The 16,391-nt window shown below is 42.6% G+C and carries 13 protein-coding genes; 4 read left to right on the top strand and 9 right to left on the bottom strand.

What is annotated here, in order from left to right:
• From codB to TY87_RS12500, 4 genes are all read left to right on the top strand, one after another.
• Positions 1-1,257, top strand: a complete 1,257-nt coding sequence (codB, locus tag TY87_RS12515) for a cytosine permease (RefSeq protein WP_100187327.1) — start codon at positions 1-3, stop codon at positions 1,255-1,257.
• The gene (locus TY87_RS12510) at positions 1,254-2,501 is read left to right on the top strand and encodes a PucR family transcriptional regulator (protein WP_100187326.1); all 1,248 of its coding nucleotides are present in this window, start codon (positions 1,254-1,256) and stop codon (positions 2,499-2,501) included. The genes codB and TY87_RS12510 overlap by 4 nt, the downstream gene beginning before the upstream one ends.
• Positions 2,502-2,509: 8 nt before the next feature.
• Positions 2,510-3,766, top strand: a complete 1,257-nt coding sequence (codA, locus tag TY87_RS12505; RefSeq protein ID WP_100187325.1) for a cytosine deaminase — start codon at positions 2,510-2,512, stop codon at positions 3,764-3,766.
• A 312-nt stretch (positions 3,767-4,078) separates the two neighbouring features.
• On the top strand, positions 4,079-6,001 hold the full coding sequence (locus TY87_RS12500; protein WP_232617129.1) for a methyl-accepting chemotaxis protein: 1,923 nt from the start codon (positions 4,079-4,081) through the stop codon (positions 5,999-6,001).
• A gap of 83 nt (positions 6,002-6,084) precedes the next feature.
• On the opposite strand, the gene TY87_RS12495 is transcribed toward TY87_RS12500, so the two are convergent.
• The 9 genes from TY87_RS12495 to TY87_RS12455 all read right to left on the bottom strand — a co-directional run bounded on the left by TY87_RS12495 (position 6,085) and on the right by TY87_RS12455 (position 16,294).
• On the bottom strand, positions 6,085-6,504 hold the full coding sequence (locus TY87_RS12495; RefSeq protein ID WP_072837898.1) for a hypothetical protein: 420 nt from the start codon (positions 6,502-6,504) through the stop codon (positions 6,085-6,087).
• Positions 6,505-6,640: 136 nt separating this feature from the next.
• Positions 6,641-7,609, bottom strand: coding sequence for a D-2-hydroxyacid dehydrogenase family protein (locus tag TY87_RS12490; protein WP_100187324.1), 969 nt, complete (start codon positions 7,607-7,609; stop codon positions 6,641-6,643).
• Between the two features lie 180 nt (positions 7,610-7,789).
• Entirely contained in the window at positions 7,790-8,965 is a 1,176-nt protein-coding gene (gene fadA, locus TY87_RS12485) for an acetyl-CoA C-acyltransferase FadA (RefSeq protein ID WP_072837896.1), read from the bottom strand.
• 27 nt (positions 8,966-8,992) lie between these two features.
• Entirely contained in the window at positions 8,993-11,143 is a 2,151-nt protein-coding gene (gene fadB, locus TY87_RS12480) for a fatty acid oxidation complex subunit alpha FadB (protein ID WP_100187323.1), read from the bottom strand.
• 118 nt (positions 11,144-11,261) lie between these two features.
• A complete protein-coding gene (locus tag TY87_RS12475) occupies positions 11,262-12,191 on the bottom strand; it encodes an electron transfer flavoprotein subunit alpha/FixB family protein (protein WP_100187322.1) in 930 nt (309 codons plus the stop codon).
• Positions 12,188-12,940: an electron transfer flavoprotein subunit beta/FixA family protein gene (locus TY87_RS12470; RefSeq protein WP_100187321.1), complete on the bottom strand. Its 753-nt coding sequence runs from the start codon at positions 12,938-12,940 to the stop codon at positions 12,188-12,190. Before TY87_RS12470 ends, TY87_RS12475 begins: the two co-directional genes overlap by 4 nt.
• 301 nt (positions 12,941-13,241) lie before the next feature.
• A complete protein-coding gene (locus TY87_RS12465) occupies positions 13,242-13,994 on the bottom strand; it encodes an enoyl-CoA hydratase-related protein (protein WP_100187320.1) in 753 nt (250 codons plus the stop codon).
• Complete coding sequence (locus TY87_RS12460; protein WP_072837891.1) at positions 13,994-14,554, bottom strand: DUF2889 domain-containing protein; 561 nt, start codon at positions 14,552-14,554, stop codon at positions 13,994-13,996. Before TY87_RS12460 ends, TY87_RS12465 begins: the two co-directional genes overlap by 1 nt.
• 42 nt (positions 14,555-14,596) lie before the next feature.
• Positions 14,597-16,294, bottom strand: coding sequence for an AMP-binding protein (locus tag TY87_RS12455; RefSeq protein ID WP_100187319.1), 1,698 nt, complete (start codon positions 16,292-16,294; stop codon positions 14,597-14,599).
• Positions 16,295-16,391: the final 97 nt, after the last annotated feature.

Below are 16,391 nucleotides of genomic sequence, written 5' to 3'. Positions count from 1 at the left end.
ATGACGCAATCAGATTATCCATTAATTGAAGTACCTCAAAATAAACGCCGAGGGCTACTCCCCATGGCAGTGATTCTGCTTGGGTTCACCTTTTTCACCGCAACCATGTGGGCCGGGGGTACATTAGGAACGGCGTTTTCATTTTCAGAATTGCTCTTCGTTATTCTAATCGGTAATTTGCTTCTTGGCCTTTATGCTTCTTGTTTAGCATTCATTGCCTATAAAAGTGGCCTAAACAGCGTACTAATGGGGAGGTTTTGCTTTGGTGAAATTGGCAGCAAGTTGGCAGACTTCATCCTTGGCTTCACTCAAATTGGCTGGTACGCATGGGGAACAGCAACGCTTGCTATTGTGTTAGTCAAAATTACGGACATACCAGAAGCATGGCAAACGCCCCTAATGATTATCTTCGGCATGGCTTTTTGTATTACCGCCATGATTGGTTTTCGAGGCATGGATATTTTATCCAGAGTAGCTGTTCCTGCCATGCTCGTTTTTATTTTAATTAGCCTTTACACAGGATTAGTCGATGTTGGTGGTATATCCGCCTTGTTTGACATTGAGCCAACACAAAGTTTGAGTTTCACCGCTGCCATCACCATAGTTATTGGTACTTTCGTTAGCGGTGCGACTCAGGCAACGAATTGGAGTCGCTTTGCTAATAGCGGAAAAGTCGCTGTTTGGGCAACTATGGGGGCATTCTTTATAGGCAATGGTTTGATGGTATTAACTGGTGCGCTTGGTACGTTAATTTATCAACAAGCCGACATTGTCGACGTCATGCTAGCGCAAGGTTTTATGGTGCTGGCTGTACTTATGTTGTTTCTCAATATTTGGACAACTCAAGACAACACTATTTACAACTTTGCCGTCGCAGGTTGTAACCTTCTTCGAACTGATAAACGTCGAATTGTGACCGTCGCTGGCGCAGCCATTGGCACAGTCATGGCGGTGTTTGGAATGTACAACTTCCTCATTCCTTTTCTGGTTTTGTTGGGAACATTTATTCCGCCTATTGGTGGTGTAATCATGGCTGACTTTTTGTTGCGCCATAAAGGCCAATACCCATTGCTAGCCAATGCTAAGCTACCCGCTTTTAATTGGATTGGACTTGGCTCTTATGTCATTGCGTCTGCTGCAGCCTATGCGTCTCCGGTGATGCCACCTATTATTGGGGTCTTTGTGGCAATTGTTACTTATGGCATATTATCTTTTCTATCCCATAGACAAGCAGTAACCGTATTAGGAAATCAATGAGTATTTGTTGCGTAGACATACCTCGTTTACCCGGCCTCGAAAGCATTATCTTTCGAGCCGGTTTAACTGGCGGCCAACGCATTGTTCGTTGGCCTTATGTAGCAGAAAATGATTCGATTCAACCTTGGGTAAGTGGCGGTGAACTGGTTTTTGTGACCGGAATTAACCACCGCCGCACTGAAAGAAATCTCTGCCAGATGGTAAAAGAAGCGGTAAATAGCAATGTCGCTGGACTGGTTATTTTGACTGGTCCAGAATTTATCCAGCAAATTCCTAACAGTGTATTGGAGCTTGTGAATCAGCATCAGCTTCCCATATTAGAACAGCCTTATAGTCTAAAAATGGTGCTGGTTACAGAAGTCATCAGTAATGCTATTGTTCAAGACAACCTACTAGGGAAGTCAGTTCGGCTATTTTTGACCAAGTTAATAAATGGGTTTGATCAAGCACCAGAGTTAATCCATTTACGCGCTGGGGATTTAGGCATCAGTGACAACTGCCCTTTTGCAACATTGGCATTAAGAATTAGTCATATTAATCCCAAAACAGACGACCCGAATTATCAGTTACTCCACTTCAACCATGAACTAGAACAACACCTAGGCAGCATTTTAAAACGCAGACAAATTGACTGGCCGGTTCTAAATTATGAAAAAGACCTACTGGCTATTTGGCCTGTCACTGAAAACGATACCTCTGAGCTTTATGATGAATTGGAGCAAGTACTAAGCTTGTTGCAAAAGCGCTTTCCACAACTCGTGCTATGTATTGGTGTGAGCGAACGTAAAACAGGCTTAGATAAGTTAGCCGAAGCAACAGAACAAGCTCGGCAAGCATTACAATTCGCAATCAAACATCAGCACCAGCGTATTTTTTTCTACGAACAGCTAGGCATTGCTCGTTTATATGCAGCCATTCCAAATCGCGGTCTACTAGCAGATTTTTGCAAGCAACATTTAGGCGAATTATGCTTTGCTCGTGACGATGCAACTCTTGAAATGAAAAGCACACTAAATCACTACTTCAACCACTTTGGGCATTTGCAACAAACAGCCGACGCAATGAGTGTCCACAGAAATACACTAAATTATCGCCTTAATAAAATAGAACAACGTTTAGGCTACTCTCTACAAGACCCATTTTTACGACTCAATTTACAAAATGCACTACTTATTGAACAAGTATTATTTCACCATCACAACATTGAAGAACAGGCTAGCACGCCTGCTCTGCACCACGATTGAGGTTTTTTATGCATGTTATCAACGCCCGTTTACGCCAACGTCCAGAACTATTTTCCATCCACATTGACGAAGGACGTTTCAGTAAAATTGAAGCACAAGAAAGCACGTTAGCAGCAACTGACAATGCAATTGATGCCAACGGTAAATTAGTTTGTGCGCCTTTTGTCGAGCCACATATTCACCTTGATGCAGCCTTAACGGCAGGCGAACCCGAATGGAATCAAAGCGGTACACTTTTCGAAGGCATTGAGCGCTGGAGTCAGCGCAAGCCAATGTTAAATGAAGCCGACATCCGCCGTCGTGCATTGTCCACAATAGAACTACTGGTGCAAAACGGTGTACAAGCAATTCGAACTCATGCGGATACAACAGACCCGACTTTAATCGGCGTTCGCACACTTTGTGCTCTTCGCGATGAGCTAAAAGACAAAATCGATTTACAAGTAGTTGCCTTTCCGCAAGACGGCATGCTGTCTTATCCAAATGGCTTAAAGCTGATGGAAGAAGCCTTGGAAATTGGCGCTGATGTGGTCGGCGGAATTCCACACTTTGAATACACACGTGAATTGGGTGAAAAATCCGTCAAATTAATAATAGAGCTAGCAAAAAAATACGACCGATTAGTGGATGTTCATTGTGACGAAATCGATGATCCAAATTCTCGTTTCTTAGAATTTCTTGCCTGTGAAGCTTTATTTCATGACATGGGATCTAAAGTAACTGCAAGCCACACCACAGCCATGCATTCTTATGACAACGCCTATTGCTCAAAACTGTTTCGTCTATTAAAGAACTCCGGCATTAACTTTATATCCTGCCCAACCGAAAGCATTCACTTACAAGGTCGTTTTGACACTTACCCTAAGCGTCGCGGAGTGACGAGAGTCAAAGAGCTTCGAGAAGCCAACATCAACATCTGTTTGGGTCAGGACTCAATCTTCGACCCTTGGTACTCACTCGGGAATGGCAAGCTACTGCGCACATTGGATTACGCCATGCACATCTGCCAAATGATGGGTTACCAAGACTACGCCAGCGCTCTAGATATGATCACCGACAACAGTGCTCGCACTATGTGTTTGCAGGGATATGGGATAGAAGTGGGCAACGCGGCTAACTTTATTTTACTGGAAGGACATGATGACTACAGTGTCCTGCGTCAGCAAGGAGAGGTGTTATTGTCTGTTCGTCATGGCGAAATCATCATGCAACGCCAACCATCTCAAGTAATCTCTCAACCTTGGATTACACAAGCGATAAAATAATCAATAATTCAATAACCCGTTCAAAAAAGGTGAGCGATCTAGCTCTCTCATCTTTTTTGAACGTCCAACTTTTATTAAGTACAAAATAAGTAGTCATTAATAAAACAAAAGATTAGATCAAAATTTGATGATTTTTTTGCGCTTACAAACATCCTTTCCTAGACTGTAAATAACTTACAAAATGATAAAGGATTATATATGCGCGTCCATTCAATTCGAATCAAGATGATGCTTCCAATCATCTTTCTTTCGCTTATTTTAATCTCTCTTTTTGCCTTTATGATGCTAATGAGCAACATACAAAAGAATAATATGAAGTTACAGGCTGAACATTATTTCGAAGCCATTTCAGAAGTGTTAAATGCTGACCGCGACATATATCAAGCACGACTTGCACAAGAGAAAATGCTCGATGGACAAGGGCCAAAAAATGGTAATGAAGCCGATTTTAGGGAAAACGCCCAACAAGTTTTTGATCGTTTTCAACTTTATAGACAATACCTTGCGGACGAACCAAAAGATCTTCTCGCGCCTTTTGACTCTTTTAATACGCTTTATAACGAATGGCTAAAATCAAGTGAGAGTCTCATTGACACCTCAAAAGGCAGCGTTCAGTTTTCTGAAACAATGATCGCTTTAGATAATAAGTTCCAAGTCATTCGCAATATGCTTGACCAAGCCGGGGAAAAACTACGAAAGCACACTCACGATATACAAAACCAAATAAATTCCGCTGCGGAACTTAATAACTATGTAGAAGCAATTACAGAAGTATTGAATGCGGATAGAGATTTGTACCAAGCACGTTTAGCACAACAAAGAATAATTAATGGCATTGGCGATCGTACTGATAATAAAGAAGACTTCAAACTAAATTCTGCGCAAGCATTGGAAAGGTTTAGAGCATATCGAGGCTATCTTATTCATGAAACTGACCTAACAAAACCTTATAGTGAATTCGATGTACTTTTCAATGAATGGTTTGAAGGGAGTCTACTTCATTTTGAGTCTCCTGAGGCCCAAACGTCTAATCAACTTCCACAAGAAATAATAAATGCTGATGAAAAATTTGCGGCTATTCGTTCACTCTTGGACAAAGCTGGTGAAACAGTTAGAAAACATTCCAGAGAAATAGAAGAGATAACCAAACAGAATATTGCCCGCAACCAAGAAATAGCCATGATAGTGACAGCAATAGCCTTTGTTATTGCTCTTATTTTTGGCTATCTCATTCCTCTCAAGATTACTCGAAATGTAGAAAGCATGGGGCGTCGTATTCGAGAGATAGCCGAAGGTGATGGTGATTTAACACAACGAATCAACTCAAGTGCTAAAGATGAACTTGGCGATCTAGCTAAAGAATTTGACGGCTTTGTTGAACAACTAAGATCAATCATTAGCAATATACATAAACAATCATCAGCTCTTGGCAGCATGACAACTGAATTAAAAAGCGCCTCTGAAACCACAAACAATATTACTCATGCTCTAGTGAATGCTTCAACAGCAATGATTAGTGCCGGACAGGAAATGAACGTATCAAATCAACAAATGTCGGAAGTAGCAAAAGATACGGCAACAGAAGCAACCACTTCGAGCCAATTAACTGAACAAGGTATTCTAGCGGTAAATACATCACATAAAGCTATTTCGAGCTTAATCAGCAATATCGAAGAGTCATTAAAGCGAGCTGAAGAGTTAGAAAAAAGCTCAGAGAATATCTCGTCTGTGCTTGAAGTCATTAGAAATATTGCCGAGCAAACCAATTTACTCGCTCTAAACGCAGCCATAGAAGCCGCCCGTGCTGGTGAGCAAGGGCGAGGATTTGCCGTCGTCGCTGATGAAGTGAGAACCTTAGCAACTCGAACTCAAAAGAGTACGGATGAAATAGAGACGATCATCGAACAACTTAAGCTGAATGTTAAAGAGTCCTCTATCTCCACTCAAAACAGCCGCGATAATGCCGACAATACCGCATCAAATTTTGATAACGTCATCAACATCTTTGACGCGCTCAATCATTCCTTTGAAAAAGTACAACAAATGGCTTCAAAAACAGCCCAAGCTACAATCGAACAAGCGACTTTGTCTGACGACATAAATCAAAGCCTTATGTTATTGAAAGAGCAAACTGATGGTGTGAAGGATGTCTCAATTCTAATAAACAAACAGTCCACACAAATAACAGATTTGTATAAAACACTAAATAATGAAGTAGGAAACTTTAAAGTCTAGAGATACTGAATAACGAAAAAAGTGCGATTAAAGTTGCATATTGCTCTTTAACAATAGCCGTTAAAGAGCAATACAATAAATTACTACTTCGTGATTGGACAGTTTTCCATACCAACACGATACGTTGAAACCATTCCTGTACCACCGTATTTATGAAATGCGGTGAAGGCACTATAACTCGGCTTATAAGTCACTGTGTAATTCATGCTGATTTGTGAGCCATAATTACCACAGCAGTTCGCGCTTACTGATGCATCTTGATTAATAATTTGAAAATCCTCAAGATTGTACTTTTCTGCGAAAGCAATGAGCTGCTCGGTTTTGGCTTGATAAATCGCCCCTACATCAACGTCACTATTAGGCTGAAGGTTTTCCATATAAGACACTGAGGTCATGTCTTTGGCTTCACAAATAGACGCTTCAGTGGTTTCTTCAGCAACTAGCAAACTGGAGGATAAAGCTGCAGGCACAGCAATGAACAACGCAGTCAAAAGAGTTTTCATAATAAACATCCTATGTGATTTGAAATATATCCATTAATGCAATGACATTCATTACACGGATTAATTAAAAGACTTTTACCCAAGAAATGTTAACACGAATTAACGGAGCTAATAGCAACATTAACTCTGTTCTAATTTATGGGTTAATAACCAAGTTTTCCGCTTTACCATTGGCGAAAGCCAGGACATTTTCAAAAGCAATTTTGAAATAAAGCTCATAGCTGGCTTTTTCAACGTAACCAATATGCGGTGTACAAAGTACATTTGACAGAGACAACAAAGGCTCATTATTAGTATTCGCAGGTTCTGTTTCGAATACATCAACGGCAGCACGTTTACTTGGATTTGAAGACATCTCACGATACAAAGCACCATTTTCGACTAGCTCAGCACGACTGGTGTTCACTAACAAAGAGTCAGATTTCATCAAAGCCAAATCAGCTTGCGTCACAATAGCTTTGGTTACGTCATTGAGTCGCAAATGCAAAGTTATAATATCTGCAGTTTGAAAGAATTCTGCCTTTGATGGTGCGGCTAAAAACCCATGTTCTTGCGCCAACATTCTAGAGCTTTCACTTCCCCAAACCAGTACCTTCATGCCGAAAGCTTTCGCGTATTGTGCGATACGTTGGCCGATTTTACCGTATCCCCAAATTCCCAAAACAGATCCGCTTAAGACTCGACCTAATCCTAAGGAACCTGACTGCTGCCAGTAACCTTGTGAAAATTGTGTTACATACTCGGGAATATGTCGACTCGCCGCCATAATCAAACCCCAACATAACTCTGATGGTGCAACCGGAGAACCAACACCTTCCGCAACAGCCACACCATATTTATGGCAAAGCTTGGCATCAATGTGATTACTAATTTTTCCTGTTTGGCTAATAAGTTTTAAATTAGGCAAGTTAGCAAGCAATTCTTCCGAAATAACCGTACGTTCGCGTATCAAAACAAGCGCATCAAAACCCTTTAGATTGGTGACTAAATCTTCAGCATTTGTAAAACTCTCATTAAATACATGTACATCATGGCCTTGTAAAACATTGAAGCATGCAAGATCTTTAACACTATTTTGATAGTCATCTAATATTGCTATTTTCACGAAACAATCCTCGTTTACTCATCTGATATCGCTTGGTTAATGTTGCTTATCATCGACCAAGATAGTACAAAACACCAGAGCAAAAAAAGCCCCGCACATGGCGGGGCTAAAGACAGATATTACAATTTGCTGTTCTAGAGCAAGGAGGCACACAACTTCATGTACTTAGTTCAATATTACTTAAACGCGCTCGAATACCGTCGCTATACCCTGCCCCATACCAATACACATGGTTGCTAGGCCAACGGTCGCGTCTTTTTCACGCATCACGTTTAGCAAGGTCGTTGAAATGCGAGTACCAGAGCAACCAAGCGGATGACCAAGGGCAATCGCGCCACCGTTCAAGTTCACTTTATCATCGACAAGATCCAGCAAACCAAGATCTTTAAGTACTGGAATAGACTGGGCAGCGAAGGCTTCGTTTAGCTCGACAATATCAATATCGGCAATCGTCAAACCCGCGCGTTTTAGCGCTTTTTTCGTTGCTGGAACTGGACCATAACCCATAATCGCTGGATCACAACCCGCCACTGCCATACTGCGTACTTTAGCAATTGGCGTTAGGCCAAGCTCTTCGGCTTTTTTCGCAGACATCATCAACATAGCTGATGCACCGTCAGACAAAGCAGAAGATGTACCCGCGGTCACAGTACCGACTTTCGGCATAAATACAGGAGCCAAACTTGCTAAAGATTCCATAGAAGTTTCTGGACGAATGACTTCATCTACTTCCACTAGGATCTTGTTGCCATCAGCATCATGACCTTCAATAGAAACGATTTCGTTATTGAAACGACCTTGCAAAGTGGCTTCGTGAGCAAGACGATGTGAACGTACCGCAAAGGCGTCTTGCGCTTCACGACTAACACCGTGCATTTTACCCAACATTTCCGCCGTCACACCCATCATCATGGAGGCTTTCGCCATATGTTTTGATAACGCTGGGTTTACATCTACCCCATGCATCATGCCAACGTGCCCCATGTGCTCTACGCCACCGACGACAAACACATCTCCTTGTCCTGTCATAATAGCTTGAGCCGCTGTATGAATGGCTGACATAGATGAACCACAAAGGCGGTTCACGGTTTGTGCCGCACACGTAATAGGCAAACCTGCTAACAAGGACACAGCACGCGCCATGTTAAAGCCTTGTTCTAAGGTTTGGTTAACGCAACCCCAGATTAAATCTTCAACGTCTTTTTGATCGACATTTGGATTGCGTTTGAACAATTCTTTTACTAGCGCTGCAGATAAGTTTTCTGCTCGTACATTACGAAATACGCCATTTTTCGTTTTACCCATTGGTGAGCGAACGGCGTCGATAATTACGACATCATTTGGATTCAGTTTCATGGAAATTCTCCTATAGCCTATGGGAAATTATGCGCCGTAATAAGTGTCGTTGTTTTTCGCCATGTCTCGCATTTTTGCGGTTGGCTCGTACAACTTACCTAAGTGGCTGTATTTGTCTGCAAGGTCACAAAAGGCCTGCAGTCCCATTTGGTCTAAGTAGTGCAGAGCACCGCCAAGGTATGGAGGGAAACCAATACCGTAAATCAATCCCATGTCCGCTTCTGCCGCCGATGCCACGATATTTTCTTCAAGGCAACGTACTGTTTCAATACAAAGTGGAATCATCATGCGTGCCACTATGTCGTCTTCGCTCAACTCAGATTTCGATACAACTATGGAAGAAAGCAAAACATCGATTTCTTCATTAAAGATTTTCTTCGGTTTGCCTTTACGATCTGGCTCGTAGGTATAAAAACCCTTACCGTTTTTCTGACCAAAACGCTCCAACTCGAATAAACAATCTACTGCGTTTGTGCCTTCATGCTTCATACGATCTGGGAAGCCTTCTGCCATGACCTGATCCGCATGATAAGCCGTGTCAATACCAACCACATCAAGTAAATAAGCTGGCCCCATTGGCCAACCGAATTTTTCCATCGTTTTATCAACCACTTGGAAATCCGCGCCTTCTTGCATCATCAAGGAGAAACCAGCGAAGTAAGGGAACAACACACGGTTAACAAGGAACCCTGGGCAGTCATTTACCACAACAGGTGTTTTACCCATGGCTTGAGCATAAGCAACCGTTTTGGCGATTGCAGCATCGCTGGTTTTTTCACCGCGGATAACTTCTACCAACGGCATACGATGCACTGGGTTAAAGAAGTGCATACCACAGAAGTTTTCTGGGCGTTTAAGATCTTTTGCCAATTCAGTAATGGAAATAGTGGAAGTGTTCGACGTCAAAATAGCGTCGTCAGCTATCTTAGTTTCTACTTCAGCCAAAACCGACTTTTTGATTTTGACGTTTTCAACAACCGCTTCGACTACTAGATCAACATGTTCAAATTCGCCATAGCTCAAAGCAGGAACAATTGCGTTCATGGCTTTAAAGGCTTTTTCGGTTGTTAAACGTCCGCGCTCTACTTGACCATTGAATAGCTTATTCGCTTCGCTCAAACCTAACTCTAAGGCTTCAGGACGAATATCTTTCATGATAATCGGCGTACCTTTTGACGCAGACTGATAGGCAACACCGCCGCCCATAATACCTGCGCCCAATACCGCTGCTTGCTTAACAGGCGTCGCATTTTTCGCGTATTTGCCTGCCGTTTTCTTGATCTGTTGATCACTTAAGAACAAGTTCACCAAGGATTTAGCAACAGGGCCTTTAGCAAGTTTAATAAAGCCTTTGATTTCGGTATCAAGGGCTTTTTCCATATCTTGGCTAATGCCTTTTTCAATGGTTTTAATCGCTGCCATTGGTGCAGGATAATGTTTGCCCGCTTTCGCACCAACTACACCACGAACAGATTCAAAAACCATCATTTTTTCAATTGGAGTAAATTCCATTGGAGCGCGTAATTCATCGCGACGAGCATGATAATTCAACTTACCATCAAGCACTTGCTGGATAAGATGACGAGCGGATTCATTGACTTTCGCAGCAGGCACAACGGCATCAACCGCACCATCTTTAAAGGCATCTTCGCTGCGCTTTTGGGCACCACCACAAATCCACTCACAAGCATTATCGGCACCGATCAGACGAGGTAAACGAACCGTACCGCCCCAACCAGGGTAAATACCCAATTGCGTTTCCGGCAAACCAATTTTCGCAGTACTCGCCATGACGCGATAATCACACGCCAACGCCAATTCCATACCGCCACCAAGCGCAACACCATTGATGGCTGCTACGGTTGGGCAGCATAGGTTTGAAATATCATTAAAAATACTGTGTGCGTGACGCAATTTATCAGCTAAATCATCGTCCTCAAGTTTGAACCAAGAAGTAAATTCAGTGATGTCCGCTCCTACTACAAAAACATCTTTTGCGCTGGCAAATATAACACCTTGTAGATCGTCAATGTGTTTTAGCGCAGTAACGGCTTCGGCCAATTCATTCAAGGTAAGACTATTGAATTTATTGACCGATTCACCGACCAAATCCAGAGTGACGGTTGCCACGCCGGCATCATCGACTGCAACCTTGACTGCTTGTCCTTCGAAAATCATGCTGGTCTCCAATTATTTTTATTTTGATAGCGGTGAAACTATCTTTCACCGCTATCCGGTATTTAAAAGCTGTTTAAGCCTTGTCAAAAGCTTAAACAGGCGACGTTCTATTAAAAAATTACAGGCTTTTTTCTAGCTCTGGCACGGCATCAAACAAATCGGCTACCAAACCATAATCTGCTACTTGGAAAATAGGTGCGTCTTCGTCTTTGTTGATGGCAACAATCACCTTGGAGTCTTTCATACCAGCTAAATGCTGGATCGCACCAGAAATACCGACCGCGATATACAGATCCGGCGCAACGGTTTTACCCGTTTGACCGACTTGTAAATCGTTCGGTACAAAACCAGCATCCACAGCGGCACGGGAAGCACCAATAGCAGCGCCTAGTTTGTCTGCAACACCTTCCAATAATTTGAAGTTCTCGCCATTGCCCATGCCTCGACCACCAGAAATAATCACACTGGCAGCGGTCAATTCAGGACGATCAGACTCGGCTAATTGCTCTTTCACAAAACGACTACGATCTGAAGCAATAACTTGAGAAAGCACTTGTCGCTCAGCATTTCCGCCGGTGCTAGCTGCGGCATCAAAACCAGTTGTACGAATAGTTAGTACTTTTACCGAATCGGTTGTTTTGACGGTAGCAATAGCATTGCCTGCATAGATTGGGCGTACAAAGGTGTCCGCTGCTTCGACTTTGATCACATCGGACAACTGAGCCACATTCAATAGTGCAGCCACACGCGGCAAGGTATTTTTACCTGTCGTTGTTGCCGGGGCTAAAATGTGTTCGTAGTCGCTAGCGACTTCAGCCACCAATTTAGAAACATTTTCTGCCAACTGATGCTCATAAGCGGCATTGTCAGCGACCAATACCTTGGTGACGCCAGCCACTTGTGAAGCCTGCTCGACGACGGTTTGGCATTCAAAACCGACAACCAATACATGAACATCAGCATCAATTTGTGTTGCTGCGGTCACTGTGTTTAAGGTCGCAGGCTTTAGAGATTTGTTATCGTGTTCTGCAATGATTAAAACGCTCATGACACCACCTTCGCTTCATTTTTAAGTTTGTCTACTAACTCAGCAACAGAGCCAACTTTAATACCACCAGCGCGTTGTGGCGGCGGCGTAACAGATACGATGCTGACTTTAGACCCAACTTCCACGCCGAGATCGGCAGGTGTTTTTACATCCAATGGTTTTTTCTTCGCTTTCATAATATTAGGCAGAGAAGCAAAGCGTGGCTCGTTTAGACGAAGGTCTGTGGTAACAACCGCTGGCAGCGTAATCGCTAAGGTTTGCAAACCACCATCGATTTCACGAGTAACTTTCGCTTCACCGTTCTCAATAACAACCTCAGACGCGAAAGTCGCTTGAGGGTAATCCAATAACGCTGCAACCATCTGGCCTGTCTGGTTATTGTCAGAATCGATTGCTTGTTTGCCCATGATCACCAAATCAGCGGCTTCATCTTGGGCCACTTTGGCGATGAGTTTAGCGACAGATAAAGAATCTAAACCATCTTCTGTTTCAACTTGAATAGCACGGTCTGCGCCCAGCGCCATTGCTGTACGCAAGGTTTCTTGGCAAGACTTTGAACCAACAGATACAACCACAACCTCAGAAGCAACACCTTTCTCTTTTAAGCGAATAGCTTCTTCCACGGCGATTTCACAGAAAGGATTCATGGACATTTTGACATTGGTAAGATCGACCGCTGTATGGTCGGATTTGACACGAACTTTGACGTTGTAGTCTATGACTCGCTTTACAGATACTAAGATTTTCATAAGCCCCTCGTATTTATTATTAAGTTCTGTTTTAAGCATTCAACCTTAGTTTTCACTATATTGATTGCATATTAATATTCCCTATCAATAGAACTCTTCACTTACCCTCTATAGTAGTTTGGGAATGGTTTTCATCAATAACAAAAAAGCGCCAGTTAACTGACAAAAATATTCAAGCTTCGTTCAGAAGCGCGCATTATCTGTTAAAAAGGCTCCAAAACCTTTCAACCCAATTAGTCTAGCCTTAATAACAAAAAAGCCCCACTGATAAGTGAGGCTTTACAGAAATCATTAAAAGACATTACTTATTACGCGACAAAAACGCAGTAAAAGCTTGATGTGCCTCTGTTGAACGTAGACGATCTTTAAAAATTCGACCTTCTCGCATCAAGGCCATTTGAACATCATCCTGCGCTCGATATTTCAATAGATCCTTACTTAAAGCTACAGCTTCAACAGGCAGCGCTGCTGTTTTCTCAGCATAAAACAATGCCATTTTATAGGCTTCGCCATCTTCACATAAATGATTAATTAGCCCCAACTCGTAGGCTTGTGTCGCATCAACAACGTCACCTAACACAAGTATCTCAAAGGCTTTTTGATGGCCTACTAACTGAGGAAGCAAATGACTCGACGCCGCTTCTGGCACCAAGCCTAGTTGTACAAATGGAAACTGTAAACGCGCCCCTCGAGAGGCAAGAACCAAATCACAATGAAGCAACATGGTTGCGCCAACACCAACAGCTCGGCCTTCAACACCTGCTACCAGTGGTTTTTTATAGCTGCTTAAGACTTGCAAGAAAGCCATGATGGCTTCCATTTTTTCTGGCGTTTGGGCAATCTGAACAAATTCATTAATATCATTTCCCGAAGAAAAATCATTCCCCGCGCCATGTATTAAGGTCACCTTTACTTCTGGATTAAGCTCTGCACGACGTAGTGCATTAGTTAGTGCCTGATACATGTCCAATGTAATCGCGTTTTTCTTTTCAACTCGATCTAAGCACAAAATCTGCACACCAGACTCAATGCTTTCAGTAACAAAATCACTCATTACTGACTCTCCTGTGATGGTAACTTAAGTACCTGTTCATCGACCAATTTACGAACCATTGGACCGTCTTCAGACCAACCATGACAACTATTAATTAACTTAGTCACAGCTGATGAAACTTGATCTGGATACTTTTCTCCCAGAGGTCCCCACATAGTTTGAAACGCCGTTGTAGCGACGACAGGGAAAAGCTCTAATACATGAGTACACCCGACTTTTCCGCTAAAGGTTTCTTTTAACCAACGACTCCAACCGGGTCCAATACGAGTCCCCTTTAGAATCGAAAAACTAGGTGCTGCGCCACCACAGTTAGGAAAAGGATAGGAATCCATAGTCACCGACACCTCTTTGATTAAAAAGGTATCGTCTAACGTCAAACAAGCGCGAATATCATGAAAAGGACTGCCTTCCGGCACCAAGCTGTCATCAAATTCACGCTTTACATTATAGGACTTAAGATCCTGCATACTTGCCTCAATATCCCATAGACCGTCTTCGCGTAAAAAACCATAGGACTCTATGCAACGTCGATGCATTAGCTTACGTTTAACCTGTGCCACTATTGCTCTCCCAATCACTTCAAAAGGCGTTAAACGTAAGCGTTAAGCCTGCTCTTGTTCGCGCAAGGCACGACGCAAAACTTTACCCACGTTGGTCTTTGGTAACTCTTTGCGAATTTCAACAAATTTAGGAACCTTATAAGCAGCAAGATTTTCTTTGCAGTATATGCGCAAGGCCTTTTCATCAAGTGTTTCAACATTCGCCCTTAAAACAACAAAAGCTTTTACGGACTCACCCGTTTTATCGTCTGGCACACCAATAGCGGCGGATTCCAGAATCGACGGATGAGAAGAAAGACAATCTTCCACTTCAGTTGGGTACACATTGAAGCCAGATACGATGATCATATCTTTCGCACGATCGACGATTTGTAAGTAACCATCAGGGTGCTGCATAGCAATATCGCCTGTGATTAAAAAACCATCTTCTGTCATGACTTCTCGGGTCGCCTCTTCACGGTTCCAATAGCCTTTCATCACCTGAGGTCCACGTACGCACAACATACCCGATTCCCCTTGTGGCAAGGTTTCACCATCACGCCCTTGAATCTTAATATCCGTCTCAGAAACAGGTAGGCCGATCGTACCAATACGCTCCTTACCAATAGGATTAAAAGACACAACTGGTGACGTTTCAGTTAAACCATAACCTTCTACTATTTTGCAGCCAGTGATTCTCTCCCACTCATCCGCAGCTGCATGAGTTAGAGGCATGCCTCCAGAGCAGGTTAGCTTAAGAGTTGAAAAATCGAGTGCTTTGAATTCCGCTTTATTGCATAGCCCTACAAACAAGGTATTCAAACCAACAAAGCCGGTAAATGGCCATTTTTTAAGCTCTTTAACAAAGCCCGGTAAATCTCGAGGGTTAGGAATCAAAACACTATGAGCACCACGCTCTAAAAGTGTCAGACCATGAATTAGGAAAGCATAGATATGATAAAGCGGCAGCGGAGCAATATAGACTTCGTTTGTATCAGCTATGATAGAACTCAATCTAGAACTTAACTGATACATATTGGCAATCAAATTTGCATGAGTCAGCATCGCCCCTTTCGCAACACCAGTTGTTCCACCAGTGTATTGCAATACCGCAATGCTCTCTGGATGGCACTCTACTTTCTCGACTGGTTTACCCTTGCCTTTCGACAACACATCATTAAGCGTTAAAGCACTGGAAATATGGTACTCAGGTACCATTTTCTTCACATATTTAACAACAGAGTTGACTAATAAGCGCTTTAAAGGAGGATGAAAATCAGCAATTTCTGTAATAATGACGTGTTTTATTGAGGTTTTTGCTAATATTTTTTCAACGTTGTGCGCCATATTGGCAAACACCACCAAAGCTTTTACGCCAGCATCATTAAACTGATGCTCAAGCTCTTTTGGCGTGTAAAGTGGGTTGGTATTAACAATAATTAAGCCTGCTTTCATCGCTCCAAACAGCACAACAGGGTATTGAATAATATTAGGCAATTGAACAGCGATTCGATCGCCAGGCATTAAATCCGTTTCATGCTGAAGGTACGCTGCAAATGCATCGGACTTTTCACCTAATTCACGATAGGTTAAAGTACGGCCAACACTGGTAAAAGCAGGTCGATCGGCAAATTTTTTCGTTGCTAACGCTAAGACATCATTTAATGACTGATAAGCATGTGGGTTTAGCGATGCGGGTAAGTAGCTGCCCGGCGCTTTCCTAGTATTTGCGTTGCTAAGAAAAGAAGTATCCATTGTCATAATAAGCTCCATTTGTTTTTTTTATTTAGGAGAATATGAGGCTCTTTCATGATGTCACGAGCCAAGCCATAAAAAGGCAAAAACAGACAAAAAAGCA

The organism is Marinomonas sp. BSi20584, from assembly GCF_002792415.1.
In the GTDB taxonomy this organism is placed as follows: domain Bacteria; phylum Pseudomonadota; class Gammaproteobacteria; order Pseudomonadales; family Marinomonadaceae; genus Marinomonas; species Marinomonas polaris.
Note: the sequence above shows the minus strand (reverse complement) of the source record. Positions and strands in the feature narration are given on the sequence as shown.

What these genes read in the sequence shown, in the direction of transcription:
- codB (WP_100187327.1), top strand. Translation starts at nt 1, where the DNA reads ATGACGCAATCAGATTATCCATTAATTGAAGTACCTCAAAATAAACGC.
- TY87_RS12510 (WP_100187326.1), top strand. Translation starts at nt 1,254, where the DNA reads ATGAGTATTTGTTGCGTAGACATACCTCGTTTACCCGGCCTCGAAAGC.
- codA (WP_100187325.1), top strand. Translation starts at nt 2,510, where the DNA reads ATGCATGTTATCAACGCCCGTTTACGCCAACGTCCAGAACTATTTTCC.
- TY87_RS12500 (WP_232617129.1), top strand. Translation starts at nt 4,079, where the DNA reads ATGAAGTTACAGGCTGAACATTATTTCGAAGCCATTTCAGAAGTGTTA.
- TY87_RS12495 (WP_072837898.1), bottom strand. Translation starts at nt 6,504, where the DNA reads ATGAAAACTCTTTTGACTGCGTTGTTCATTGCTGTGCCTGCAGCTTTA.
- fadA (WP_072837896.1), bottom strand. Translation starts at nt 8,965, where the DNA reads ATGAAACTGAATCCAAATGATGTCGTAATTATCGACGCCGTTCGCTCA.
- fadB (WP_100187323.1), bottom strand. Translation starts at nt 11,143, where the DNA reads ATGATTTTCGAAGGACAAGCAGTCAAGGTTGCAGTCGATGATGCCGGC.
- TY87_RS12475 (WP_100187322.1), bottom strand. Translation starts at nt 12,191, where the DNA reads ATGAGCGTTTTAATCATTGCAGAACACGATAACAAATCTCTAAAGCCT.
- TY87_RS12470 (WP_100187321.1), bottom strand. Translation starts at nt 12,940, where the DNA reads ATGAAAATCTTAGTATCTGTAAAGCGAGTCATAGACTACAACGTCAAA.
- TY87_RS12465 (WP_100187320.1), bottom strand. Translation starts at nt 13,994, where the DNA reads ATGAGTGATTTTGTTACTGAAAGCATTGAGTCTGGTGTGCAGATTTTG.
- TY87_RS12455 (WP_100187319.1), bottom strand. Translation starts at nt 16,294, where the DNA reads ATGACAATGGATACTTCTTTTCTTAGCAACGCAAATACTAGGAAAGCG.